Source organism: Cellulosimicrobium sp. TH-20, assembly GCF_002105775.1.
GTDB lineage: Bacteria > Actinomycetota > Actinomycetes > Actinomycetales > Cellulomonadaceae > Cellulosimicrobium > Cellulosimicrobium funkei.
In genome coordinates this window covers 298,021-321,583 of record NZ_CP020857.1, presented here as the reverse complement: position 1 = coordinate 321,583, position 23,563 = coordinate 298,021, and the positions used below count along the sequence as shown (strand labels likewise).

At 73.8% G+C, this 23,563-nt stretch carries 15 protein-coding genes and 1 tRNA gene; 11 read left to right on the top strand and 5 right to left on the bottom strand.

The window, feature by feature from the left end; all coding sequences use genetic code 11:
* Positions 1-93 precede the first annotated feature (93 nt).
* The 4 genes from B8281_RS01405 to B8281_RS01390 form a co-directional block, all read right to left on the bottom strand.
* Positions 94-4,071 (bottom strand): discoidin domain-containing protein, encoded by a 3,978-nt coding sequence (locus B8281_RS01405; RefSeq protein WP_085386673.1) that lies wholly within the window; start codon positions 4,069-4,071, stop codon positions 94-96.
* A 259-nt stretch (positions 4,072-4,330) separates the two neighbouring features.
* Positions 4,331-5,233, bottom strand: a complete 903-nt coding sequence (locus B8281_RS01400; RefSeq protein WP_021482932.1) for a carbohydrate ABC transporter permease — start codon at positions 5,231-5,233, stop codon at positions 4,331-4,333.
* On the bottom strand, positions 5,230-6,132 hold the full coding sequence (locus B8281_RS01395; RefSeq protein ID WP_021482933.1) for a carbohydrate ABC transporter permease: 903 nt from the start codon (positions 6,130-6,132) through the stop codon (positions 5,230-5,232). The genes B8281_RS01400 and B8281_RS01395 overlap by 4 nt, the downstream gene beginning before the upstream one ends.
* A gap of 139 nt (positions 6,133-6,271) precedes the next feature.
* Entirely contained in the window at positions 6,272-7,573 is a 1,302-nt protein-coding gene (locus B8281_RS01390) for an ABC transporter substrate-binding protein (protein ID WP_085386672.1), read from the bottom strand.
* 372 nt (positions 7,574-7,945) lie between these two features.
* On the opposite strand from B8281_RS01390, the gene B8281_RS01385 reads away from it, so the two are divergent.
* The 8 genes from B8281_RS01385 to B8281_RS01350 all read left to right on the top strand — a co-directional run bounded on the left by B8281_RS01385 (position 7,946) and on the right by B8281_RS01350 (position 20,737).
* On the top strand, positions 7,946-9,064 hold the full coding sequence (locus B8281_RS01385; RefSeq protein WP_085386671.1) for an ROK family transcriptional regulator: 1,119 nt from the start codon (positions 7,946-7,948) through the stop codon (positions 9,062-9,064).
* Positions 9,061-10,191, top strand: coding sequence for a substrate-binding domain-containing protein (locus tag B8281_RS01380; protein WP_085386670.1), 1,131 nt, complete (start codon positions 9,061-9,063; stop codon positions 10,189-10,191). The genes B8281_RS01385 and B8281_RS01380 overlap by 4 nt, the downstream gene beginning before the upstream one ends.
* A complete protein-coding gene (locus B8281_RS01375; RefSeq protein WP_085386669.1) occupies positions 10,188-11,000 on the top strand; it encodes an ATP-binding cassette domain-containing protein in 813 nt (270 codons plus the stop codon). The genes B8281_RS01380 and B8281_RS01375 overlap by 4 nt, the downstream gene beginning before the upstream one ends.
* A complete protein-coding gene (locus B8281_RS01370) occupies positions 10,997-12,211 on the top strand; it encodes a sugar ABC transporter permease (RefSeq protein ID WP_085386668.1) in 1,215 nt (404 codons plus the stop codon). The genes B8281_RS01375 and B8281_RS01370 overlap by 4 nt, the downstream gene beginning before the upstream one ends.
* Position 12,212: 1 nt before the next feature.
* Positions 12,213-13,340: a LacI family DNA-binding transcriptional regulator gene (locus B8281_RS01365; protein WP_198163108.1), complete on the top strand. Its 1,128-nt coding sequence runs from the start codon at positions 12,213-12,215 to the stop codon at positions 13,338-13,340.
* A gap of 285 nt (positions 13,341-13,625) precedes the next feature.
* A complete protein-coding gene (locus B8281_RS01360) occupies positions 13,626-19,061 on the top strand; it encodes a GH92 family glycosyl hydrolase (protein ID WP_085386667.1) in 5,436 nt (1,811 codons plus the stop codon).
* A 150-nt stretch (positions 19,062-19,211) separates the two neighbouring features.
* On the top strand, positions 19,212-20,492 hold the full coding sequence (locus tag B8281_RS01355; RefSeq protein WP_085386666.1) for an AGE family epimerase/isomerase: 1,281 nt from the start codon (positions 19,212-19,214) through the stop codon (positions 20,490-20,492).
* 53 nt (positions 20,493-20,545) lie between these two features.
* On the top strand, positions 20,546-20,737 hold the full coding sequence (locus B8281_RS01350; RefSeq protein WP_085386665.1) for a hypothetical protein: 192 nt from the start codon (positions 20,546-20,548) through the stop codon (positions 20,735-20,737).
* A gap of 73 nt (positions 20,738-20,810) precedes the next feature.
* Here the strand turns inward: B8281_RS01350 and B8281_RS01345 are convergent.
* Positions 20,811-20,881, bottom strand: a tRNA-Gly gene (locus B8281_RS01345).
* A gap of 154 nt (positions 20,882-21,035) precedes the next feature.
* Here B8281_RS01345 and B8281_RS01340 point away from each other — a divergent pair.
* The 3 genes from B8281_RS01340 (at position 21,036) to B8281_RS01330 (ending at position 23,494) form a co-directional block, all read left to right on the top strand.
* On the top strand, positions 21,036-21,593 hold the full coding sequence (locus tag B8281_RS01340) for a TM2 domain-containing protein (protein WP_085386664.1): 558 nt from the start codon (positions 21,036-21,038) through the stop codon (positions 21,591-21,593).
* A 189-nt stretch (positions 21,594-21,782) separates the two neighbouring features.
* Positions 21,783-22,358 carry a dCTP deaminase gene (gene dcd, locus B8281_RS01335; protein WP_034652708.1) on the top strand — a complete coding sequence of 192 codons (576 nt, stop codon included), beginning with the start codon at positions 21,783-21,785 and terminating at the stop codon, positions 22,356-22,358.
* A gap of 65 nt (positions 22,359-22,423) precedes the next feature.
* A complete protein-coding gene (locus B8281_RS01330; protein ID WP_085386663.1) occupies positions 22,424-23,494 on the top strand; it encodes a hypothetical protein in 1,071 nt (356 codons plus the stop codon).
* Positions 23,495-23,563: the final 69 nt, after the last annotated feature.

Sequence of the window (23,563 nt, the reverse complement as noted above, 5' to 3'; positions counted from 1 at the left end):
AGCCCCACGCGGGACGCGCGCGCCGGACGCGACGGACCCGGGGCCGCGCGCCCCGGGCGGGCGCACGACCCCGGGTCCGGGGGACCGGGACGGTCAGCCGCAGGCGGGCTGGCCGTGCTCCGGAGTCGCGACGGTCTCGCGCTCGTCGGCGTCGTCGGACGGCGCGGCCGTCGCGGTCACGGGGCCGGTCGTGGCCCCGCGGACGGCGAACGACTGGTACGCGTTCTTGCCGGGTGCCACGGACGGGAAGCTCTTCGCGCCCCACGGGGTGGCGACGTCGACGTCGAGCGGGACGTCGTCGTCGTTCACGACGCGCACCGCCACGTACGCCTTGCCCGCGAGGCACCGCACCTCGGCCGTCGCGGTCACGGCGACGGCGGCCGGCGACGCCGGGTCCGCCGCGCCGGGCGCGAGCACCCGGAGGGCCGTGAGGCCCGGGTCGCCGTCCCGCCACGACGTGCTCAGCGCGACGTACCGGGCCGTGCGGTCCACGGCGAGCGTGCCGCGCGCGCCACCGGCACCGATCGTGCCGACGTCGGTGAAGGTCAGGCCGTCGTCGCTCACCGAGAGGACCGACTCCGGCGCGCCGCCGCGCTCCCACGCGGCGACGACGGTGCCGATCTCGCGCGGCGCGCCCAGGTCGGTGACCATGCGGCCGTCCGGCCCGGGGACCCACGCCGTCGCGGCGTCGCCGTCGACGGCGAGCGAGGGCGACGTCATGCCCGTGGGCAGCACGGACGCGGGGAACGTGAGCGTGCTGAGCGCGTGGTCCGCGACCGGGAACGGGGTCGAGTCCCGGAGGGTGACGCGCGTGCCCGACGGCGCCGCCCCGACCGTGCGCGTCGCGCCCGTCTCGGCGTGGCGCAGCTCGACCGGCGACCCGTCGCCGCTGACGCGGAACGAGCGGGCGTCGTCGACGGCGACCGTGACCCCGGTCGGGGTCTGCCCGGCGGGTGTGGCGACCGTCGCGCGCGGCGCGAGGACGACGGCGTCGCCCGCGGGGACCGTGACCGCGAGCGTCGAGGCGTCCGCCCCGACGGTCTGGGTGCCGGCGTAGACCGGGACGGCCCCGCCGTCGTGCGGGACGGTGAGGGTCGTCGCGACGTCGGCGCCCGTGAGGTTGAACGCGACGACGTACCCGTCGACCGCGCTCACGAGCACGCTCGCCGCGTCGGCCGCGGGCACGCGGGCCCCCGCCTGCGCGGCCGTCGCCGCGGCGTCGCCCGGGACCATCTCGACGAGCCGGGGTCCGGTCGCGCCGTCGGTGAGCCGCACGACGTGGCGCGTGTCCGTCGCGCGCGAGACGGTCACGGGGGCGTCCGAGCCGCGCACGACGAACCCGGCCTCGCCCTCGACGTTGAGCCAGTCGCCCTCGCTGCTCAGCACCTGGTCGCCCGTGTACCGGAACGACGCGGCGTCGTGCCACGTCTGCCCGTCGAGCGACGTCTGCACGCGGTACTCCTGGCCCGCGGCGACCTCCCAGCCGAGCTGGACCTGGCTCACCGCGGTGGGCACGCCGAGGTCGACCTGGACCCAGGAGTCGGGCCGCGTGCGGTCCGCGACCGCGACGGCCCAGCGGGTCGTGGCGGAGCCGTCGGTGACGGCGCTCGCAGGGTTGGACCCGTTGGCGCTCGACGCCGTGGCCGCCTTGCCCGCGGCGACGTCGGTCCCCGTGGGCGAGAACGCGCGCAGGTGGTAGAGCGAGTAGCCGTAGGCCGCGTCGCCGCGCACGCCCTGCATGCGGACGTAGCGCGTCGTGACGGGGCCGGGCTCGTCGGCGCCCGCGGGCGTGAGGTCGACGGTGTCGAGCCGCGCGACGTTCACGTCCGCCGGGGCCTTGCCGTAGGCGGTCGCGGTGGTCCAGGTCTCGCCGTCGGTCGACGTCTGGACGAGGTAGCGCGCGCCCGCGCTCGCCTCCCACGCGAACCGCACGCCGCCCACGGTGGTCTCCTCGCCGAGGTCGACCTGGATCCACGAGTCGGGGCGCGTGCGCTCGCCGACCGCGACGGCCCAGCGGGTCGACGGGTTGCCGTCGGTCACGCGCGCCGCGGTGCGGCCGCCCGCCGTGTCCTGGCTCGACGCGGTCGCGACCTTCCCGGCGGCGAGGTCGGTCGTCGACCGCTCGTCGCCGTAGGCGTGGAACGCGAACATCGAGTAGCCGTACTGCGGGTGGCCCTGCTGGCCGAGGAGCCGGACGTAGCGGGCCGTGACCGGCGCGAACGACAGGTCGTCGACGCGCGCGGCCTTCGCGTCCGCGGGGTCGGCCGGACGCGTCACCGGGAGCGTCGCGGTGGTCTCGCCCTCGGCGGTCGTGTAGGTGCGCGACCCGTCGAGGCCCGAGTAGCCGTTCATGTCGAGGTTGCGGACCGACAGGCTCGCGTCCTCCGTGCCGGCGCCGGTCGACGCGTAGACGGCGGCGCCCGTCGGGAGCGTGACCTGGCCCGCGTACCCGCCGCCCACCCGGAACACGGACGACGTGCCCTCGAAGCCGTCCCGCGGCCCGGTGTACGTCCGCACGTGCCGGTCGTCGACCGTCGCGCCCGTGGTCGGGTAGAGGAACGGGGTCGAGCCGGAGACGTGGAACAGCCACGAGTCGTGCGCCGGGACCCAGGGGAACTTGACGAAGCCCTTGCGGCTCGACGCCGCGGCCCACGCGTCCGCCGTCTGCTGGGCGGTCAGGCCGGGCCCGGCCCCGAAGTCGCGCACGCCGGAGAGACGCTCGAAGAACTCGTCCTGCGGCGTCGGCTCGACGGGACCCTCGGGCGACTCGGCGGCCTCGACGTGCAGGAGGTAGGAGATCGCGATCTCCGCGCGGGCCTCGGGCTCGTACTTGGGCTCGCCGGAGAACTTCGCGAGCCGGTAGACGGGCGCGTACGACTGGTAGTCCTCGAGCGCCGCGGCGAGGTTCGCCTCGGCGCGCGCGGCGTCGGGGTCGCGCAGGACCTGGCCGAGGAACGCCATGGGGATGGCGTCACGGCCGTAGAGGAACTCGCGGTCGGCGACCATGGGCATGAACGGCTCGCCCGCGTCGGACATGACGAGCTTGATGGACTCCCAGAGCTCGGCCGAGTTCGGCTGGTGCAGCAGGATCTCGGGGAGCGGCTCGTCGCGCAGGAGGAAGTGGATCGCGTTGCGGCCGCCCGAGCGCCAGATGTCGGACTGGTAGTGCGGCCCGAACGACCCGTGGTTCTCCACGAGGTACGTGTCGTGGATGGTCTGCATGGTGTTCGTCGACACGGGCTTGCCGGCGACGACGGCCGGGTTGTTCCGGTCGGCCGTCGGCTGGCCCGCGGCGTTGCGGCCCCAGTCGCCGAGCTGCTCGGCCCAGCGTGCGGCGTCGGCGTCGTCGGGGGCCCAGGCGAGGCCGGGCGCGAGGGCCTGCGTGTAGACGCCGACCTCCTCCTGCGCGGTGTCGCCCTCGTGCTTGCCCGTCGGCCAGTCGGCGGTCCACGACCCCGAGAGCGGGTCCTTGCCGAAGTCGAGGTCGGCGGTGTACTTCGACTGGCCCGTCGCGATGGTGGTGAGGTTGGCCTGCGTCGTCGCGTCGAGCTCGTCCCACAGCAGCGTCCCCGCCGCGAGGAAGTAGGACTGGAACGTCGAGTCCCAGAACAGCTTCTTGCCCCACGTGCCTGCGGGGTCGACGAAGCGGTTGGTCGCCGCGTAGTGCCGGATCGTCGCGAGCGTGCGGGCGCGCAGCGTCTCCTGCGGGACGCCCGCGAGCTCGGCGTCGTACTCGCCGTGGGTCAGGAGCACGGCGTTGCCCAGCACGACGGCGAAGTTGAAGTCCTTGAGCTGGTACACCCCCGCGGACTCGTCCCAGACGGTCTCGACCCAGCGGGTGTGGCGCAGCAGCGCGCCGTAGTAGTCGGCGGCGGTCGCGTCGGGGGCGCCGTACGCCGGAGGGGCGTCGACCGTGGTCGACGCCGGGGCCGCGGGCGGGGAGGCCGGCGCGCCCTGGGCGGTCGCGGGGGCCAGGAGGAGGGAGCCGGCCGTCGCGAGCGCGAGGGCGGCGGTCGTCGTGCGGCGCCGAGCGCGGCGCACGGCAGGGGGCGGGGCGGGCGATCGGGTCATGGTGCGTGTCTCTCGTCGTCGTCGTCGGGAGCGGGTCCGCCGGGGACGGCGGTGCGGCGCGGGTGGTTGCCGAGGGGCCAGGGGTGCGGAGCGCCGGTGCTCGTCATCCTGACAGCGCTGTCTGCCCGTGTCCAGGGGTTCCGGAGAACTGCTGCGGGTGATCCTCGACGGTGCGGGACGAGCGGAGGCCCGCCGGGGGACGTGGTGCGACCACGCTCCCCGACGGGCCTCCGGGCGGCTGACGACGGACGGTCGGGGCTCAGCCCTTGACCGAGCCCGACATCAGCCCCCCGACGAAGTACTTGCCCAGGACGATGTACACGAGCAGCGTCGGGAGCGACGCGAAGAGCGCGCCGGCCATGGAGACGCCGTAGTTCTGCAGCAGCGCGCCGTTCGCGAGGTTGTTCAGCGCGAGCGTCACGGGGCCGTTCTGGCTGGAGGAGAAGAACACCGCGAAGAGGAAGTCGTTCCACGCGGACGTGAACTGCCAGATGAGCACGACCACGAAGCTCGGGATCGAGATCGGCAGGATGATCGACCAGTAGGTGCGCAGCATCCCGGCGCCGTCGACGCGCGCGGCCTCGACGAGCTCGTGCGGCACGGTCATGTAGTAGTTGCGGAAGATGAGCGTCGTGATCGGGATGCCGTAGATGACGTGCAGCAGGATCAGGGACGGCACGCCGCTCGGGATGCCCAGGCCCAGCACGAGCTGGTTGAGCGGGATCATGACGGCCTGGTACGGGATGAACATCCCGAAGAGGATCAGCGTGAAGACGATGTTCGCGCCCTTGAACGACCAGCGGGAGAGCACGAACCCGTTGAGCGACCCGAGGAAGGCCGCGATGATCGCCGACGGCACGACCATCTGCACCGTGCGCCAGATGGCGGGGGACAGCGCGGTCCACGCCGTCTGCCAGTTCTCCGTCGTCCACGTCTGCGGGAGCGACCACGCGCGCGCGGGCGACGCGTCGCCCGCGCCCTTGAAGCTCGTCACGAAGAGCACGTAGACGGGGATGAGGACGATGACGAGGAACAGGACCAGCGCCGCGTACTTGAGCGTGCGGCCGACGGAGAAGCGCTCGCGCGGCGTGCGGCGCGCCGGCTGGCGCGGCGTGCCGACGACGTCGGGGGCGGGGACGGCCGGCGTCGAGGTGGTCGTCATCGCTTCTCCTGACGGTTGGTGCGGATCAGGTAGGGCACGATGACGACGGCCACGATGATCAGCAGGATCGAGCCGACGGCCGCCGCGTTGGCGTAGTCGAAGCTCGACTTGAAGACGTACATGTCGACGGCCGGAACCTTGGTCTGGTAGTTCGCGGGCTTCGAGATCGACATGATGAGGTCGAACGCCTTGAGCGACATGTGGCCGATGATGATGAGCGCCGAGAGCGCGATCGGCGAGAGCTGCGGGAACAGCACGTGGCGGTACAGCTTCCACTCGCTCGCGCCGTCCATGCGGGCGGCCTCGCGCAGCTCGTCGGGGATGCCGCGGAACCCGGCGAGGAACAGCGCCATGACGTACCCGGAGAGCTGCCAGATCGCGGGGATCGCGATCGCCGTGATGCCCCACGTGACGTTGTTCCACCAGTTGTTCTGCAGGAAGTCGAGCCCGACGATCTGGAACAGCCGGTTGAGGCCGCTCGCCTGCTCGCCCTGGTTCGAGTTGAGCAGCCAGCGCCACACGACACCGGACGCGACGAACGACACGGCCATGGGGAACAGGTAGACCGAGCGGAAGATCCCCTCGCCCTTGACGGGCTTGTCCAGCATCCACGCCCACAGGAAGCCCATGAGCATCGTGCCGGCGAGGAAGACCACCGTGTAGAGCACGAGGTTCTTCAGCGAGTGCTGGAACGCCTCGCTGCCGAGGAGGGCCGTGTAGTTCTCGAACCACACGACGACCGAGGGCTTCTGGCCCGTGGCCTGTGCCGCGGTGTGGTTGTCCGTGATCGACGTCCTGAAGTTCGCGCCGATCAGGCCGTAGACGAACACGCCGACGAGGATCAGCGAGGGGGCGAGCAGCAGCAGCGCTGGGCCGGCTCGTCGCAGTGACTTGAGCATGGTGGGTCTTCCCGGTCGTGGAGTGCGGAGGACGCGGCGCTCGGGAGCGCCGGCGTCCCCGGGGACGTGTTCCGCTCGCGGGGCTGCCGCGCGCCGTCGGGACGTGCCCGACGACGCGCGGCGGCTCCGTGGAGCGGTGTCAGCCCTGTGCGGTGGCCGCGGCGAGCTCGGACTGGTAGGTCGCGAGGTCGGACCCGCCGGACGTGAACTTGCTCGTCGCGTCGGAGATCGCGTTGAGCGTCGCGACCGGGGCGGCGGCGCCGTGCGCGAGCGAGGAGACGATCGTGTCGTTGCCGAACGACTCGATCGCCGTCTGCTGGTACTCCGAGAACTCGGCCGGGTCGGCGTCGGTGCGAGCCGGGATGGATCCCTTGGCCTTGTTGAACGCGACCTGGCCCTCGAGCGAGCCCACGGTCTCGAGCCACGCCTTGGCGCCGTCGGGGTGCGGGGCGCCCACCGGGAGGGTGAACGAGTCGGCGAGGAAGTCGAACACGCCGTCGGTACCCGGGACCGGGAACGCGGTGAAGTCGGTGCCGAGCGTCTTGCCCTGCTCCTCGAACGCCGCGACGGCCCAGTCGCCCATGACGTTGAACGCGGCGTTGCCGTCGATCACCATCTGGGTCGCCTCGGGCCAGTCGAGCCCGTCACGGTCGGTGTTGGTGTAGCTCATGAGCTTCTCGAAGTCCTCGAGGGCGGCCGTGACCTCGGCACCCTCCCAGTCGGTCGAGCCGTCCCACAGGCCGTTGTAGCCCTCGGCCCCGAGGTCCGCGAGGAGCACGGTCTCCAGGAGGTTGACCTGGGTCCAGGTCGTCGCGACCGACAGCGGCGTGACGCCCGCGGCCTGGAGCTTGTCGAGGTCCGCCATCCAGGCGTCGAGGTCCGCGTAGGTCGCGGCCGGGTCGACGCCGTTGGCCTCGAGGACCGTCGGGTTCGCCCAGACCACGTTCGCGCGGTGGATGTTCGACGGGATCGAGTAGATCGCGCCGTCGTCGGACTTGAGGCGGTCGACGAGGTCGGCCGGGAAGACGTCGGTGAGGCCGAACTCGTCGTAGAGCGAGGAGACGTCCTCGATCTGCGCGGCGTCGATGTAGTCCTGGAGCTCGGCACCGGCGTGCGCCTGGAACGTGTCCGGCGGGTCCTGGGCCTGGAGGCGGGACTGGAGGAGGTCCTTGGCGGCCGAGCCGGCACCGCCGGCCACCGCGCCGTTGATGAACTCCACGTCGGGGTGCTGCTCCTCGAACACGCCGACCAGCGCGTCGAGACCCGCCTTCTCGGAGCCGGCGGCCCACCAGGTGAAGACCTCGACCTCGTCGCCGCCCCCCGAAGCGCCCCCGTCACCGGTGCCCCCGTCACCGGAACCACCGCCGCTGCACGCGGCGAGTGCGAGACCCACGAGGGCGGCCGTCGCCACCGTCGCGCTCGTCCTGCGATCGATTCGCATCGTGATATCCCTACGCCTTCTTCGGTCGTGGGGGACCGGCGGGACGACCACGTCGCACCGGCCGGGCGCACCGGCGCGCCCTCGAACCCGAGGCCCATACAACGGCGACCGGCGCTTGATGTCAAGAAATGAACTCAAGCGACGCTGAATCGTGATGTACGCGTCAGAACATGGATCCAAGCCCCTTGGGCGCGTGGGCGGGATCATTCTGACAGCGCTGTCCGATCCCTGTCGAGCCGCCCGCCCCCACCTGGGCGGCGAGGCGCCTCACCTGGAGGGGTACGTCCCGGCGGTATCCTGGCCGACGTGCGCGCTGACCGGGTGACACCGGGCTCGCAGACTTCACTGCGTGAGGCCAACCGAGCCCGGATCGTGAGCGCCGTCCAGCAGCGTGGCTCCCTCACGCAGATCGAGCTGGCCGGCGTCACCGGGCTGTCCCCGGCCACCGTCTCCAACATCGTCAAGGAGCTCACCGGCGCGGGCGTCCTGCACACCTCGCCGTCCACGCGCAGCGGGCGCCGCGCCCTCCAGGTCACCCTCGCGCGCAACCTCGGGCTCGTCGCGGGGGTGCACTTCGGCACCCGCTCGATGCGCGTCGCGCTCGCGGACGCGTCCATGCGCGTGCTCGCCGACCAGCGCATGCCGCTCGCCCCGGACCACCGCGCGGACACCGGCCTGCAGCGCGCCGCGCTGCTCGTCGGGGAGATGGTCGCGTCGGTCGACGCGTCCCCCGAGGAGCTGCTCGCCGTCGGTGTCGGGGTGCCCGCCCCCGTGGACGTGCGCGCCGGGCGCATCGCGACGGTCGGCATGATGCGGGGCTGGGACGGCGTCGTCGTCCCCGAGCTGCTCGAGGCCGAGCTCGGCGCGCCCGTGACGGTCGACAACGACGCCAACCTCGGCGCCCTCGCGGAGACCCGGTTCGGGGCGGCCGTCGGGCACGACGCCGTCGCCTACCTGCGCGTGTCCCACGGCGTGGGCGGCGGGCTCGTCCTCGGCGGGCGCGTCGTGCACGGCCGCGCAGGCGTCGCGGGCGAGATCGGGCACGTGACGATCGACGAGAACGGCCCCGTGTGCCGGTGCGGCAACCGCGGGTGCCTCGAGATGTACGTCGGCGCGGGCGTGCTGCTGTCCATGCTCTCCGAGAGCCGCGGCCACCTCACGCTGCGCGACGTCATCGCGCGCGCCCAGGAGGGCGACCCCGGCTGCCGTCGCGTCCTGTTCGACGCCGGGCAGCACCTCGGCGTCGCGGCCGCGAACCTGTGCAACCTCGTCGACCCGGAGATCGTCGTCGTCGGTGGGCAGCTCGCCGAGGCGGGCGAGGCCCTGCTCGGCCCGCTCCGCACCGCGCTCGAGCAGCGCACGGTCCCCAGCACGGCGGGCCCGGTCGAGGTCGTCGCGTCCGAGCTGGGGTCGGCCGCCGAGGTGCGCGGCGCGCTCGCCGTCGCGCTCGACCTCGCGCGCGTGAGCGGCTCCCTGGGGGTGACCGCATGACGGGGGCCTTCGTCCCGGCCGGGGGCGCCCGCCGTCGCGCGCGGGGTGCGGTGACGACGGCCGTCACGGCGGTCGTGGTCGCCCTCCTGGCGCTCGCGGGCTGCGCGCCGCCGGAGGAGCCCGCCGGGCCGTCGGAGGGGACCATCGGGCTCCTGCTGCCCGAGGCCAAGACCGCCCGCTACGAGACGACCGACCGCCCGACCTTCGTCGGCGTGGTCGAGCGGCGCTGCCCGTCGTGCGAGGTGCTGTACGCGAACGCCGCCCAGGACGCCGCGAACCAGCAGCAGCAGGCCGAGTCGATGCTCGCGCGCGGCGCGGACGTCCTGGTGCTCGACGCGGTCGACGCCGTCGCGGCGGTGAGCGTCGTCGCCGAGGCCCAGCGCCTCGGCGTGCCCGTCATCGCCTACGATCGCTTCGTCGACGGCGCGAACTACTACGTCTCGTTCGACAACGAGCTCATCGGGTACCTCATGGGGGAGGCGCTCGTCGGCGCGGTCCTCGACCGTGCGGAGCAGGACCCGCCGGCGCAGGGCCGGCGGCCGGGCGTCCTGCTCGTCCAGGGCTCGCCGACCGACCCGAACGCCGCGGAGCTCGCCGCCGGCGCACACCGCGCGCTCGAGGGAGAGGACATCGACGTGCTCGCCGAGTACGACACGCCCGACTGGAGCCCCGACAAGGCGACCGAGTGGGTCGAGGGGCAGCTCACGCAGTACCCGGGTCGCGTCGACGGCGTCTTCGCGGCGAGCGACGGCATCGCGGGCGGCGCCATCGCCGCGATGAAGGCCGCCGGCCTCGACCCGGTGCCGCCCACCACGGGCCAGGACGGCGAGCTCGCGGCCGTCCAGCGCGTCGTCTCGGGCGACCAGTACATGACCGTCTACAAGGCCACGACGGAGCAGGCGCGCACGGCCGCCGAGCTCGCCGTGCGGGTGCTGCGCGGCGAGGACCCGCGCGCGACCGCGGTGATCGACGGCGTCCCGAGCCTCCTGCTCGCGCCGCGCGCGGTCGGCGTCGACGACGTCCGGCGCGTCCTCGTCGACGGCGGCGTCTACACGGTCGACGAGATCTGCACCCCGTCCTACGTCGACGCGTGCGTCGACGCGGGTCTCCTGGAGGCGGCACCGTGAGCGCCCCCGTCCTGACCCTGCGCGGGGTCTCCAAGAGCTTCGGCGGCGTCCGGGCGCTCGTCGACGTCGACGTCGAGGTGCGGGAGCACGAGGTCCTCGCCGTCGTGGGCGACAACGGTGCCGGCAAGTCGACGCTCGCGGGCGTCGTCGCGGGCGCGTTCCGCCCCGACGCGGGCGAGGTGCTGCTCGACGGCGCGCCCGTCGTGCTCGACTCGCCGGCGGCCGCGCGCCAGCACGGGATCGCGGCGGTGTTCCAGCAGCTCGCGCTCGTCGACGACCTCGACGTCGTCGAGAACGTGTTCCTCGGGCAGGAGGTCCTCCACGGGCCGTTCCTCGACGAGATCGCGATGGAGCGCGAGGCGTGGGGCCTGCTCGACCAGCTCGCCGCGACCGTCCCGTCCGTGCGGCAGCCGGTGCGCACGCTCTCGGGCGGCCAGCGGCAGGTCGTGGCGGTCGCGCGCGCCCTCCTCGGGTCGCCGCGCGTCCTCGTCCTCGACGAGCCGACGGCGGCGCTCGGCGTCCGGCAGACGGCCGAGGTCCTCAACCTCATCGAGAAGCTGCGCGAGCGCGGGCACGCCGTCGTCCTCATCAGCCACCAGGCGGGCGACCTCCAGGCCGTCGCCGACCGCATCCTCGTGCTGCGGCTCGGCCGCGTGCACGGCGAGTTCCCGGGCGACACGTCCTACGAGGACCTGCTCGCCGCGATGACCGGCGCCGTGCGCCCGGCGCGCCCGGGCGGACCGAGCGGGAGCACGGGCGGGACCGAGCGAGAGCGGCGCACGGGCGGCACCGGGGCGGTGCACCGATGAGCGTCCCCGGCCGCACCTCGGGCGCGGCGCTCGACCGGCCCCTGACGGGCGCGCTGTCCGGGTCCGTCGTGCAGCAGCTGCGCGGCGCGCACCTCGGCATGCTGCCGATCGTCGCCGCGCTCGTGCTCATCTGGGTCGTGCTCGGCGCGATCAACCCGGCGTTCCTCTCCGCGGAGAACCTCGTCAACCTCACGCTCCAGAGCGCCCCCACGGGGATCATCGCGCTCGGCGTCGTGCTCGTGCTGCTCGTCGGCCAGATCGACCTGTCGGTCGGCTCGGTGAGCGGGCTCGCCGCGGCGGTGCTCGCCGTCGGGACGGTCGGGCTGGGCTGGCCGGTCGGGATCGCGATCGTCGCGGCGCTGTCCGTCGGGGTCGTCGTCGGGCTCGGGTACGGGCTGCTGTCCACACGCCTCGGGCTCGCGTCGTTCGTCTTCACGCTCGCGGGGCTCCTGATCCTCGCGGGCGTGCAGCTGCGCGTCCTCGGTCCCAAGGGATCGATCAACCTGCCGTTCGAGTCGTGGCTCGTGCGCACGGTCCAGCAGGGCTTCCTCGCCCCCGCGGTCGCGTGGGGCCTCGTGGTCGTGGTCGTGGCGGGGTACGCCGCGCTGCGGGTGACCGACCACGTGCGCCGCGTCCGGGCGGAGCTCCCGAGCCCGGGCCTGGCCCGCGTCGCGGTCCGGACGACGGTCCTCGCGGCGGTGCTCGTCGCGACGGTCGCGTACCTCGGGACGGCGCGCGGGATCGGCTACACCGTGGTGCTCTTCGTGGCGCTCGTGGTCGTGGTCGACGTACTGCTGCGCCGCACGCGGTGGGGACGCTCCGTGCGCGCCGTCGGGGGCAACCGGCGCTCCGCGCTCCTCGCGGGCGTCGCGGTGCGCCGGACGGTCGTCTCGTGCTTCGTCGCGTGCTCGACGTTCGCGGCGCTGGGCGGCATCCTCGCCGCGGGGCGGCTCGCGGCGGCGAACCAGGGGACCGGCGCGGCGGACACCTACCTGACGGCGATCGCGGCCGCGGTCATCGGCGGCACGAGCCTGTTCGGCGGGCGCGGGAGCGCGTGGTCGGCGCTGCTCGGCGTGCTCGTGCTCCAGTCCATCGCGAACGGGCTCACGCTGCTCAACCTCGACACGGCCACGCGGTACATCGTGACCGGAGCGGTCCTGCTGCTCGCTATCGTCGTCGACATGCTGATTCGTGGTCGACGGGAGGTCTGAGATGGTGATGCAGGGGGAGAGCGCGGGGACGGTCCCGCCGGGCGAGGTCGGGGTCGTGGTGCCCGACACCCCGACGGAGGCGGCCGTGGCGCGTCCGCACGGCGGACGCGGAGGCCGGCGCCCGACGCTCGCCTCCGTCGCGGAGGTCGCCGGTGTGAGCCTCAAGACGGCGTCGCGCGTCCTCAACGACGAGCCGAACGTCGCGCCGCAGACGCGCGCCAAGGTCCAGGAGGCCGCGCAGCGTCTCGGCTTCCGGCGCAACGCCGTGGCCGCAGACCTCGCGCGCGGCGGCTCGTCGCGGCTCGTCGGCTTCGTCACCGGCGACCTCGCGAACCCGTTCTACTCCGCGCTGGCCAGCGGTATCGAGCGCGAGCTCCGCCACCACGGCCTCCAGCTCATCACCACGAGCTCGGACGAGGAGCCGGAGCGCGAGCGGTCGCTCACCGAGGCGCTCGTCGAGCGCCGCGTCGGCGCGCTCGTCGTCACCCCGACGTCGACGGACCACTCGGGCCTGCGCCGCGAGCTCGAGGACGGCCTGCCGGTCGTGTTCATCGACCGCCCCGCGCGCGGCGTCGAGGCGGACACGGTCGTCATCGACAACCGTGGGGGAGTGCGCGACGCCGTGACGCACCTCCTCGCGCACGGGCACCGCCGGATCGCGCTCGTGGGCGACGTGTCGCGCCTGTGGACGTTCCAGGAGCGTCGCGACGAGTTCGTCGCGACGCTGCGGGCCGCGGGCGTCGAGGACCCGGGCCGCTACGTGCGGGACGGCGCGCACGACGCCGACCTCGCACGCGTGTTCGTCGCGGAGCTCCTCGCCCTGCCCGAGCCGCCGACGGCGTTCGTCACGGCGAACAACAAGATCACGGTCGGCGCGCTCCACGCGCTGCGTGACCGCGAGTCGACGGGCGGGGCGGCGGACGTCGCGCTCGTCGGCTTCGACGACTTCGAGCTCGCGGACCTGCTGCACGTGACGGTCGTGGGCTACGACGTCGTGGAGATGGGCCGGCAGGCGGCGGCGCTCGCGGTGTCCCGCGCCGAGAACCCGGAGCTCGCCCCACGGCTCGTCGTGGTGCCGACGCGTCTCGTCGTCCGCGGCACGGGGGAGGTCTCCGGCCCCGCGGCCTAGGCGTGGCCGCGGTGCCCGTGCGCGTGTCGGTGCGAGCACGGTCGTGCTGACGGCGCGCGACGCCCTCGGTGGTCGAGCGGGTAGCGCGAAAGTCACACCGAGCGTGACTTTCGCGCCAGGGGGTCCTCTCGTCCGCGCCCTTCCGGCAGAGCCCTGACCGCGTTGACAAAGCCCGGAACCGACGCATAGGTTCAGGTCGCCCCTGACAACGCTTCCCCCCTGCGCGTTGTCGGGGGCACCCCTGCAGCCTGACAGCGCTGTCAGACGATCGAAGGAGATCGCGGCATGACCAGACCACTCCCGTCCGGACGCGCGGTCGCGCGGTCCGGCAGCGGCCGCGCCCGGCCTCTCGGCCTCGTGCTCGCCGCCGCTCTCGCCGTCCCGCTCGGAGTGCCTCTCGCGGCCCCCGCGGGAGCGCTCGCCGCCGCCCCCGCCGCGGCCGCGGAGCCTGGCGACTTCTCGTCGTCGTTCGAGTCCGGCGACCCGGCGGCGCTGCCCACCACGGTGGCCGAGCGCGACGGCGCGCCCTGGCAGGCGAACGTCGGCTCGTTCACGGCCGGCCTGCCCGGGAGCGTCCTCGGGCAGCTGAAGGGCGTCACGGCGAGCGCGCAGAACCTGCCCAACGAGGGCGCGGCGAACCTCGCCGACGGCAGCTCGGGCACCAAGTGGCTCGCGTTCGCGTCGACCGGCTGGGTCCGGTACGAGTTCGCCGAGCCCGTCTCGTTCGTCGCGTACACGATGACCTCCGGCGACGACGCCGCCGGTCGCGACCCGAAGACCTGGACGGTCGAGGGGTCGAACGACGGGTCCACGTGGGCCGTGCTCGACCGCCGGACGGACGAGGACTTCCCGAACCGCCAGCAGACGCGCACGTTCGAGCTCGAGGCGCCCACCGCGGCGTACACGTACCTGCGCCTCAACGTCACGGCGAACTCGGGCGACTCCATCGTCCAGCTCGCCGGGTGGGACCTCTCGGCCGACCTGAGCGCCGGCCCGTCCGCGGCCCCCATGACGACGAAGGTCGGCACCGGGCCGCGCGTCAGCTTCACCAACAAGGCGGGCGTCGGGTTCTCCGGCCTGCACTCGCTCCGGTACGACGGCTCGCACCTCGCCGACGGCGAGACCTACGCGACGAACGTGCTCTACGACGACGTGGACGTCGTCGTCGGCGAGGACACGCGCCTGAGCTACACGATCTTCCCCGAGCTGCTCGACGACCTGCAGTACCCGTCGACGTACGCGGCGGTGGACGTCCTGTTCACCGACGGGACCTACCTGTCCGACCTCGGCGCGCGCGACGCGCACGAGACGGTCGCGACCGCGCAGGCGCAGGGCGAGGGCAAGATCCTCTACGCCGACCAGTGGAACTCGGTGCGGGTCGACCTCGGCGACGTCGCCGCGGGCAAGACCGTGGACCAGGTGCTGCTCGGGTACGACAACCCGGGCGGTCACGCCGGGACGAAGTTCGCGGGCTGGCTCGACGACGTCGCGATCACGGCGGAGCCGGCCACGATCGACGGGTCGAGCCTCGCCAACTACGTGGACACGCGCCGCGGCACGCTCGCGTCGGGCAGCTTCTCGCGCGGGAACAACATCCCCGCGACGGCGACGCCCAACGGGTTCAACTTCTGGACGCCGTACACGAACGCCTCCTCGCAGAGCTGGCTGTACGAGTACCACAAGGCCAACAACGCCAACAACAAGCCCGTCCTCCAGGGCTTCGGGATCTCGCACGAGCCGAGCCCGTGGATGGGCGACCGCAACCAGCTGACGTTCCTCCCGTCGACGGCGTCGGGGACGCCCGACGCCACGCTCTTGACGCGCGGCCTCGAGTTCGACCACGCGGACGAGACGGCGCGGCCGGACTACTACGGGGTCACGTTCACCAACGGGTCCGCGATCGAGGCGACGCCCACCGACCACGGCGCGGTGCTCCGCTTCAGCTACCCCGGAGCCAAGGGCCACGTGCTCGTGGACAAGGTGGACGGCTCCTCCAAGCTCACGTACGACCAGGCCACGGGCACGATCTCCGGCTGGGTCGAGAACGGCTCGGGCCTGTCCGTGGGCCGCACGCGCATGTTCGTCGCCGGCACCTTCGACCGTAGTCCGACGGCGGTCGGGACGGCGGCGGGCAACCGTGCGGACGCGCGCTTCGCGACGTTCGACACGTCGTCCGACAAGACGGTCGAGCTGCGCGTCGCGACGTCGTTCATCAGCCTCAACCAGGCGCGCAAGAACCTCGACCTGGAGGTGACGGGCAAGACCTTCTCGGAGGTCAAGGCCGCCGCCGCGCAGGCGTGGAACGACCGGCTGGGCGTCATCGAGGTCGAGGGCGCGAGCGAGGACCAGCTCGTCACGCTGTACTCCAACCTCTACCGCCTCAACCTGTACCCGAACTCGCAGTTCGAGAACACCGGCACGGCGCAGGATCCGGTGTACAAGTACGCGAGCCCGGTCTCCGCGACCACGGGCTCTGCGACGGACACGCAGACCAACGCGAAGGTCGTCGACGGCAAGATCTACGTGAACAACGGGTTCTGGGACACGTACCGCACGGCCTGGCCGGCGTACTCGCTCCTCTACCCGGAGCTCGCGGCCGAGCTGGTCGACGGGTTCGTCCAGCAGTACCGCGACGGCGGCTGGATCGCGCGCTGGTCCTCGCCCGGCTACGCCGACCTCATGACGGGCACGTCGTCCGACGTGGCGTTCGCCGACGCGTACCTCAAGGGCTCGCTCCCGACGGGCACGGCGCTCGAGGCGTACGACGCCGCGCTGCGCAACGCGACCGTCGCGCCGCCGAGCAACGCCGTGGGCCGCAAGGGCCTGCAGACGTCGCCGTTCCTCGGGTTCACGCCGGAGTCCACGCACGAGTCCGTGTCGTGGGGTCTGGAGGGCCTGGTCAACGACTTCGGCATCGGCAACATGGCCGCCGCCCTCGCGGAGGACCCGGCGACGCCGGACGAGCGCCGCGACACGCTGCGGGAGGAGTCCGCGTACTTCCTCGAGCGGGCCACGCACTACGTCGAGCTGTTCGACCCCGAGGTCGACTTCTTCGTGCCGCGGCACGAGGACGGCTCGTGGGCCGTCGACCCGGAGACGTATAACCCGGAGGCCTGGGGCGGCGGGTACACCGAGACGAACGGCTGGAACTTCGCGTTCCACGCCCCGCAGGACGGCCAGGGCCTGGCCAACCTCTACGGCGGCAAGCAGGGCCTCGAGGACAAGCTCGACGAGTTCTTCTCCACGCCGGAGAAGGGCGCCGGCAACGGCGGCATCCACGAGCAGCGCGAGGCGCGCGACGTGCGCATGGGCCAGTGGGGCATGAGCAACCAGGTGTCGCACCACATCCCGTGGCTCTACGACGCCGCGGGCGCGCCGTCGAAGGCGCAGGAGAAGGTCCGCGAGGTCACCCGCCGCCTGTTCGTGGGCAGCGAGATCGGCCAGGGCTACCCGGGCGACGAGGACAACGGCGAGATGTCGTCGTGGTGGATCTTCGCCTCGCTCGGCTTCTACCCGCTCCAGGTCGGCTCGGACCAGTACGCGGTCGGTTCGCCGCTGTTCGACAAGGCGACCGTGCACCTGCCGGACGGCGACCTCGTCGTCAACGCCGAGAACAACTCGGTCGACAACGTCTACGTGCAGTCCCTCGCGGTGGACGGCGAGGCCCGCACCTCGACGTCGCTCTCGCAGGCCGACCTCTCGGGCGGTGCGACGCTGGACTTCGTCATGGGTCCGGAGCCGTCGGACTGGGGCACGGGCGAGGACGACGCGCCGCCGTCGCTCACCGAGGGCGACGAGCCCCCGACGCCGGTGCAGGACGCGACGACCGCGGGTCTCGGCACGACGACCGTCGCCGACGGCGACGCGACCACGAGCGCCGCGGCGCTCACGGACAACACGTCCGGGACGCGCACGACGTTCGCCACCACGACGCCGTCGATCACGTGGGCGGGCAACGGCATCCGCCCGACCGTCGGGTCGTACACGCTGACCTCCGGGGCGAGCGGGACGGCGTCGCCGTCCGCGTGGACCCTCGAGGGCTCCGACGACGGCGAGACGTGGACGACGCTCGACGAGCGGTCCGGCGAGCAGTTCCGCTGGGCCCTGCAGACGCGGCCGTTCACGGTCGCCGAGCCGACGGCGTTCGCGCGGTACCGGGTCACGGTCACCGCGACGTCGGGCTCCGGCGCGCTGTCGCTCGCCGAGGTCGAGCTCCTCGCCGACCCGAAGGACTCGGGGGCCGAGGAGCTCACCCTCTCGGCCGCGCCGGACCGTGACGGCGTCACGGGCCGCGAGGTCTCGGGCTCGTTCGCGACCCTCACCGGGGTCGAGGGCGACGTCGCGGCGCTCGACGTGCAGGTCGCGTTCGGCGACGGTTCCGAGCCGGTCGCCGGGACGCTGCGGGCGGGCGCGTTCGGCGGGTACGCGGTGGACGCCGCGCACACGTGGACCGCACCCGGCGTCTACCCCGTGACCGTCACGGTCTCGGGCGAGGGGATCGAGACCGTCTCGACCTCCTCGTACGTCAACGTCTCCCTCCTGCGCGAGGGCTCGCTGCTCGCCGCGTACGACAACGTCTGCATCGGCGACGCCGGGACGACGGTCGGCTCGTGCGACGGCCAGGGCGTGTTCTTCGACCGGGCGCAGCTCGCGGCCAAGGGCTTCGTCCAGGGCGAGCGCGCGACGGTGCCGGGCACGGACCTCGCGTTCGACGTCCCGGCGGTCCCCGCCGGTCAGCCGGACAACGCGACGGGCGACGGGCAGACCATCGAGCTCGACGTCCCCGCGGACGCGGAGCAGCTCTCGGTGATCGGCACGGGCACGGAGAAGAACCAGCAGGCCACCGGCACGCTGACCTTCGACGACGGCTCGACCCAGCCGATCGACCTGAGCTTCGGCGACTGGTCGGGCGCGGCCCGCAACCCCGTGTTCGGCAACATCCCCGTCGCGGTGACGGACAGCCGCCTCCGCGGCGGCAGCCCGCAGACCGGCACCCCCGCCGCGTTCTTCGCGACGGCGCCGATCACGCTGCCCGAGGGCAAGCGGCCCGTGAGCATCACGCTCCCGGACCAGCCGGGCGAGCTCTCGCGCGACGGCCGCATCCACGTGGTCGCGGTCGCGCACGACGGCACGTTCGCCGAGCACCCCGCGCTCGAGGTCACGGCCGCGGAGGGCGTGACGCTCGCCGTCGGGCAGGCCACGGACGTGGCGCTCGCCCAGGTGGCGGGCGGACGCGAGGGCGCCGACCTCCGGGCGGCGGTCACGTGGGGCGACGGCTCCGACGTCGCGGCCGGCACGGTGACCGACGGGTCGGTCTCCGGCTCGCACGCCTACACGGCGGCCGGGACGTACACGGCGTACGTCGTGGTCGACGACGGCTGGACCAGCCAGGTGGTCGAGGTCCCCGTGACCGTGACCGAGGCGGAGCCGGCGCTCGCCGTCGACGTCACGGTGAGCACCCGCTGCCTCGCCGGCAAGGCGTACGTCGCGGTCCGCGCCGAGAACGGCGAGGACGTGCCGCTCGCGATCCGGCTCGTCACGCCGTTCGGCACCAAGGAGGTCGCGGCCGTCGCGCCGGGCGCCAACGCCTACCAGTCGTTCGCGACGCGGGCCACGGCGGTCGAGGCGGGCACCGTCACCGTCGAGGCGACGCGCGGCACCGGCGACGAGGAGGTGACGGCGTCGATCCAGGCCGACTACGCCGCCGTGACCTGCGGCTGAACCCCTGAGCCCGCCCCGCCCCGCGTCCGACCGGGGTGAGGCAGGCATGCACCACCGGCGGTGCCCCGGGATGATCGTCCCGGGGCACCGCGCCGTACGGGCACCGCGCCCGGTGCGGCGCCACGCACCCAGCACGAGAAGGACCGAGAGATGACCGAGCACCCGACCGAGCAGCCCACGCCAGCGACCGACCTGCGGGGCTGGCGTCGCGAGCAGCTCGCCGACCTGCTGCGCTTCGGCGAGGCGTCGCTGCGCGCGGACGGCGCCGCGCAGTGGCTCGACGACGACGGGCGCCCCGACCTGTCGCAGCCGGTGCACACGTGGATCACGTCGCGCATGGCGCACGTCTACGCGTTCGCGTCGCTCCTCGGCGTACCGGGCGCGGGGGAGCGGGCCGACGCCGCGCTCCACGGGCTGCGGGCGGTGCTCGTCGACGCCGAGAACGGCGGCTGGGTCTCCTCGCGCGGCCCCGCGCGGCGCCCGGGCGACGGCCACGACCCGGCGGCGGGCGAGGCCGTCCCGGTGGACGGGACGAAGAGCGCCTACGCGCACGCGTTCGTGGTGCTCGCCGCGGCGTCGGGCACGATCGCGGGCCGCGAGGGCGCGCGCGAGCTGCTCGACGCGGCGCTCGCCGTGCTCGACGAGCGGTTCTGGGAGCCCGGGCCGCGGATGCACGCCGACGAGTGGTCGCGCGACTGGACCGTGCTCGACGAGTACCGCGGCGTCAACGCGAACATGCACTCCGTCGAGGCGCTCCTCGCCGCGCACGACGCGACGGGCGACCCCGAGTGGCTCGCGCGCGCGGCGTCGGTCGCGGACCGCGTCGTGGGGTGGGCGCGCGAGAACGACTGGCGCATCCCCGAGCACTTCGACGCCGGCTGGAACCCCCTGCCGGACTACAACGCGGACCGCCCCCGCGACCCCTTCAAGCCGTACGGATCGACGCCGGGCCACGGCCTGGAGTGGGCGCGCCTGCTGCTCCAGGTCGACGTCGCGGCCGGGACGCCCGGCGCGCGCACCGACGCCGCGGTCGCCCTCTTCGACCGGGCAGTCGTGGACGGCTGGGACGGCGAGCACGGCGGCGGCTTCGTGTACACGGTCGACTGGTCGGGCACGCCGGTCGAGCCCCGGCGCTACCACTGGGTCGCCGCGGAGGCCGTCGCGGCCGCCGACGTGCTGGGCCGCGTCACGGGCGACCCCCGGTTCGCCGAGGCCGCGGCGGGCTGGTGGGCGTGGATCGACGCGCACCTCGTCGACCACGAGCGCGGGTCGTGGCACCACGAGCTCGACACCGCCAACCGGCCCGACGGCGTCACGTGGGTCGGCAAGCCCGACGTCTACCACGCGGCCCAGGCCGTGATCCTGCCCGACCTGCCGCTCACCGGCTCCCTCGCCGCCTCGGCCAAGGCCGCGGGCAGCATCCTGGGCTGACGCCCGGGCCTCGGACCGCCGAGGCCGGGGTCGCGCGCCACGTCACCGTCGCCGTGGCGCGCGACCTCGGGCTCGGCGACGACACCCCCATCAAGAGTTGTCTTCTTGCTGGGGGTTCGGTGTTCGTCGGGAGCGTCCCGTGGCACGCCCGCACGCCCTTCGCCGCGCGTGACGTCGCCGCCGAGGGCGATCCGCGCCTGTCCCGGGTGTGGAAGGCAGACGATCTGCTCGCGGCATGGCCGTGACCAAGCGCGTCGGGCCTGTGGCCCACGACGACGAGAGCCCCGCACCGGACCGGTGCGGGGCTCTCGCAGGCTGAGCGGGTGACGGGAATCGAACCCGCGCTATCAGCTTGGGAAGCTGAAGTTCTACCATTGAACTACACCCGCGCGGCGCCGGTGGCGTCCGCCCCGGGCCCTCTGGGAGGATCCTCGGCGAACCAGCGCGCGACCCGATCATAGCGGACGACGCCGGTGATGCCAGAACCGCCCGCACCACGACCAGTCCCGCGCCGACGAGCGGCGCGCCGCCCGAGGAGCCGCCTTGTCCGAGAACCCGTACCAGCAGCAGCCCGACCCGTCGCAGGGGAGCACCGCCCCCGGTGACCCGGTCTACGGCGGCTCCGCCACGTCGTCGGGCCCGACGCCGGGTTCCGGCCAGCAGCCCGGGGCCGGTGACGCGTACGGCCAGCAGGCGTACGGGACGCCGGGTGCTCCGGGCTACGGACAGCCGACGCCCGAGCAGGGCTACGGCTCCGCCCCGCAGCAGGGCTACGCCCAGCAGCCGGGCTACGCGCAGCCGGGCGCCTACGGCCAGCCCGGCGCGTACGGTCAGCCCGGCTACGACCCGGCGTACGACCCCCAGGCGAAGTCGCGTCTCGCCGCGGGCCTGCTGGGCATCCTCGTCGGCAGCCTCGGGATCCACCGCTTCTACCTCGGGTACACCGGCATCGGGCTGACGATGCTGCTCGTGTCGGTGCTGTCCTTCGGGTTCGCGGCGCCGGTCATCGCGATCTGGGGCCTGGTCGAGGGCATCCTCTACCTGACCTCGAAGACGGGCTACTACTCCGTGGACTCGACGGGCCGCCCGCTGCGCGCCTGACCTCCCGTCCGCGGGCGGGGGCCGCGCCGCCTCGACGACGAGCCGGCGCGGCCCCGCGCCCGACGGCGCCCGGCACCCGCTGATCCAGGGCGCCGGTCCAGGGCGCCGGTCCAGGGCGCCGGTCCAGGGCGCCGATCCACGGTGCGGAGCCCGGTCCGGGCACGCTCCGGCGTCGGCTAGCGTGGGCCCGTGCTGCTCTCCGACCGCGACATCCGGGCCGAGCTCGACGCCGGCCGCGTCCAGCTCGAGCCGTACGACCCGGCGATGCTCCAGCCGTCGAGCATCGACGTGCGCCTCGACCGGTTCTTCCGGCTGTTCGACAACCACAAGTACCCGTTCATCGACCCGTCGCAGGACCAGCCCGACCTCACGCGGCTCGTCGAGGTCGACCCGGCCGAGCCGTTCGTGCTCCACCCCGGGGAGTTCGTGCTCGGGTCCACGTTCGAGACGGTCACGCTGCCCGACGACGTCGCGGCGCGCCTGGAGGGCAAGTCGAGCCTGGGCCGTCTGGGCCTCCTCACGCACTCCACGGCGGGGTTCATCGACCCGGGCTTCTCCGGGCACGTGACGCTCGAGCTGAGCAACGTGGCGACGCTACCGATCACGCTGTGGCCGGGCATGAAGATCGGCCAGCTGTGCTTCTTCCGGCTGTCCTCGCCCGCCGACAACCCGTACGGCTCCAGCGTCTACGGCTCCCGCTACCAGGGCCAGCGCGGCCCGACCGCCTCCCGCTCGTGGCAGAACTTCCACCGCACCGACGTCTGAGCGCGGCCCGCCGCGTCGGACGCCGCTCGACCCCGCAGGACCCGAGGACCGGAGGACCGCACCGCATGAGCCCGCTCCCGCCGCTCCCGCACCCGGCCGGCCCCGGCGCCGCGCAGTCCTACCAGGCGCGGCACGTGCTGGGGCTGCCCGCCGACGTCCTCGTGGACGAGGTCGAGACGCTCGCGCTCTCGCGGTTCGCGGGCGCGCGCTGGGACGTCGCGCCGGAGGGCACCGAGCCCCTCGTCCCGCCCGCGCGGACCGCGCGGCCGGGCGAGCCGGGCGTCCTGCGCACGTCGCGCCACACGACGCTCACCGGGCCGTACGCGGGCCCCGGCTCCGGCGTGCCGGGCACCGCGCTCGTGTTCGACGTCGTCTGCCCCCGCGAGCGCGGGGACGTCCCTTACCCGGGCGGCGGGGACCGGGACGGCGTCGGGCGCGCGTTCCCCGGCGGCCTGCCGGTCCGGGAGGAGGAGCGCGTGGTCGCGTTCCTCGTCGCGGCGGCGCGCCGCCTCGGCGGGTCGGTCCGGACCGACGTCGGCAACCCGGCGGGGGCGGGCGTCGTCCTCACGCCGGACCCGGGCGTCGCCGTCGACATGACGCTGTACTCGGACGTGTGGCTCGACCCGCACGCCGCGCTCGCGCTCGTCGGACGGCTCCACCCCCGCACGCGGCTCGCGACGGAGGGCAAGCCGTACGAGGGGCCGCCGAAGGGCATCGCGGAGCTGCCGCTCTACCCGGGCGAGAAGATGGACCCCGAGCTGCGGCGCGTGCTGCACGCCGCGGCGGACGACGTCGACATCAAGGCGCTGACCACCGGTGCGGTGCTCGACGGGTACGGCCTCCTCGTCGACCTGGGCATGGACGGGCTCGTCGCGGTCGAGGTCGGCGGCGAGGAGGCGCTGCCCCTCCTGCTGCGCGGGCTGCCGTGGACGGTGGGGGGCGCGGTGAGCTACCGCGTGCGCTGGGAGCCGCAGGACCTCGCGGAGTCCCAGCGGGAGCAGCCCTCGCTCGACCACCAGATCGCGCGCAAGCGCGCCGCGGAGGTGGTCACGCAGGTCACGCGCACGCTGCACCAGGCGGTCGGCGGGGAGATCGCGGACGAGGCGGAGTTCCTCGTGGACCCCGAGGATCTGTGACGGCCGACTGAGGAATCGGTCACGGACGGGGCTACGGGCGCCCCGCACGGCTGAGGAGTCGGTAAAATG

Coding starts and splice junctions, on each gene's coding strand:
- B8281_RS01405 (WP_085386673.1), bottom strand. CDS start 4,071: ATGACCCGATCGCCCGCCCCGCCCCCTGCCGTGCGCCGCGCTCGGCGC.
- B8281_RS01400 (WP_021482932.1), bottom strand. CDS start 5,233: ATGACGACCACCTCGACGCCGGCCGTCCCCGCCCCCGACGTCGTCGGC.
- B8281_RS01395 (WP_021482933.1), bottom strand. CDS start 6,132: ATGCTCAAGTCACTGCGACGAGCCGGCCCAGCGCTGCTGCTGCTCGCC.
- B8281_RS01390 (WP_085386672.1), bottom strand. CDS start 7,573: ATGCGAATCGATCGCAGGACGAGCGCGACGGTGGCGACGGCCGCCCTC.
- B8281_RS01380 (WP_085386670.1), top strand. CDS start 9,061: ATGACGGGGGCCTTCGTCCCGGCCGGGGGCGCCCGCCGTCGCGCGCGG.
- B8281_RS01370 (WP_085386668.1), top strand. CDS start 10,997: ATGAGCGTCCCCGGCCGCACCTCGGGCGCGGCGCTCGACCGGCCCCTG.
- B8281_RS01365 (WP_198163108.1), top strand. CDS start 12,213: ATGGTGATGCAGGGGGAGAGCGCGGGGACGGTCCCGCCGGGCGAGGTC.
- B8281_RS01360 (WP_085386667.1), top strand. CDS start 13,626: ATGACCAGACCACTCCCGTCCGGACGCGCGGTCGCGCGGTCCGGCAGC.
- B8281_RS01355 (WP_085386666.1), top strand. CDS start 19,212: ATGACCGAGCACCCGACCGAGCAGCCCACGCCAGCGACCGACCTGCGG.
- B8281_RS01330 (WP_085386663.1), top strand. CDS start 22,424: ATGAGCCCGCTCCCGCCGCTCCCGCACCCGGCCGGCCCCGGCGCCGCG.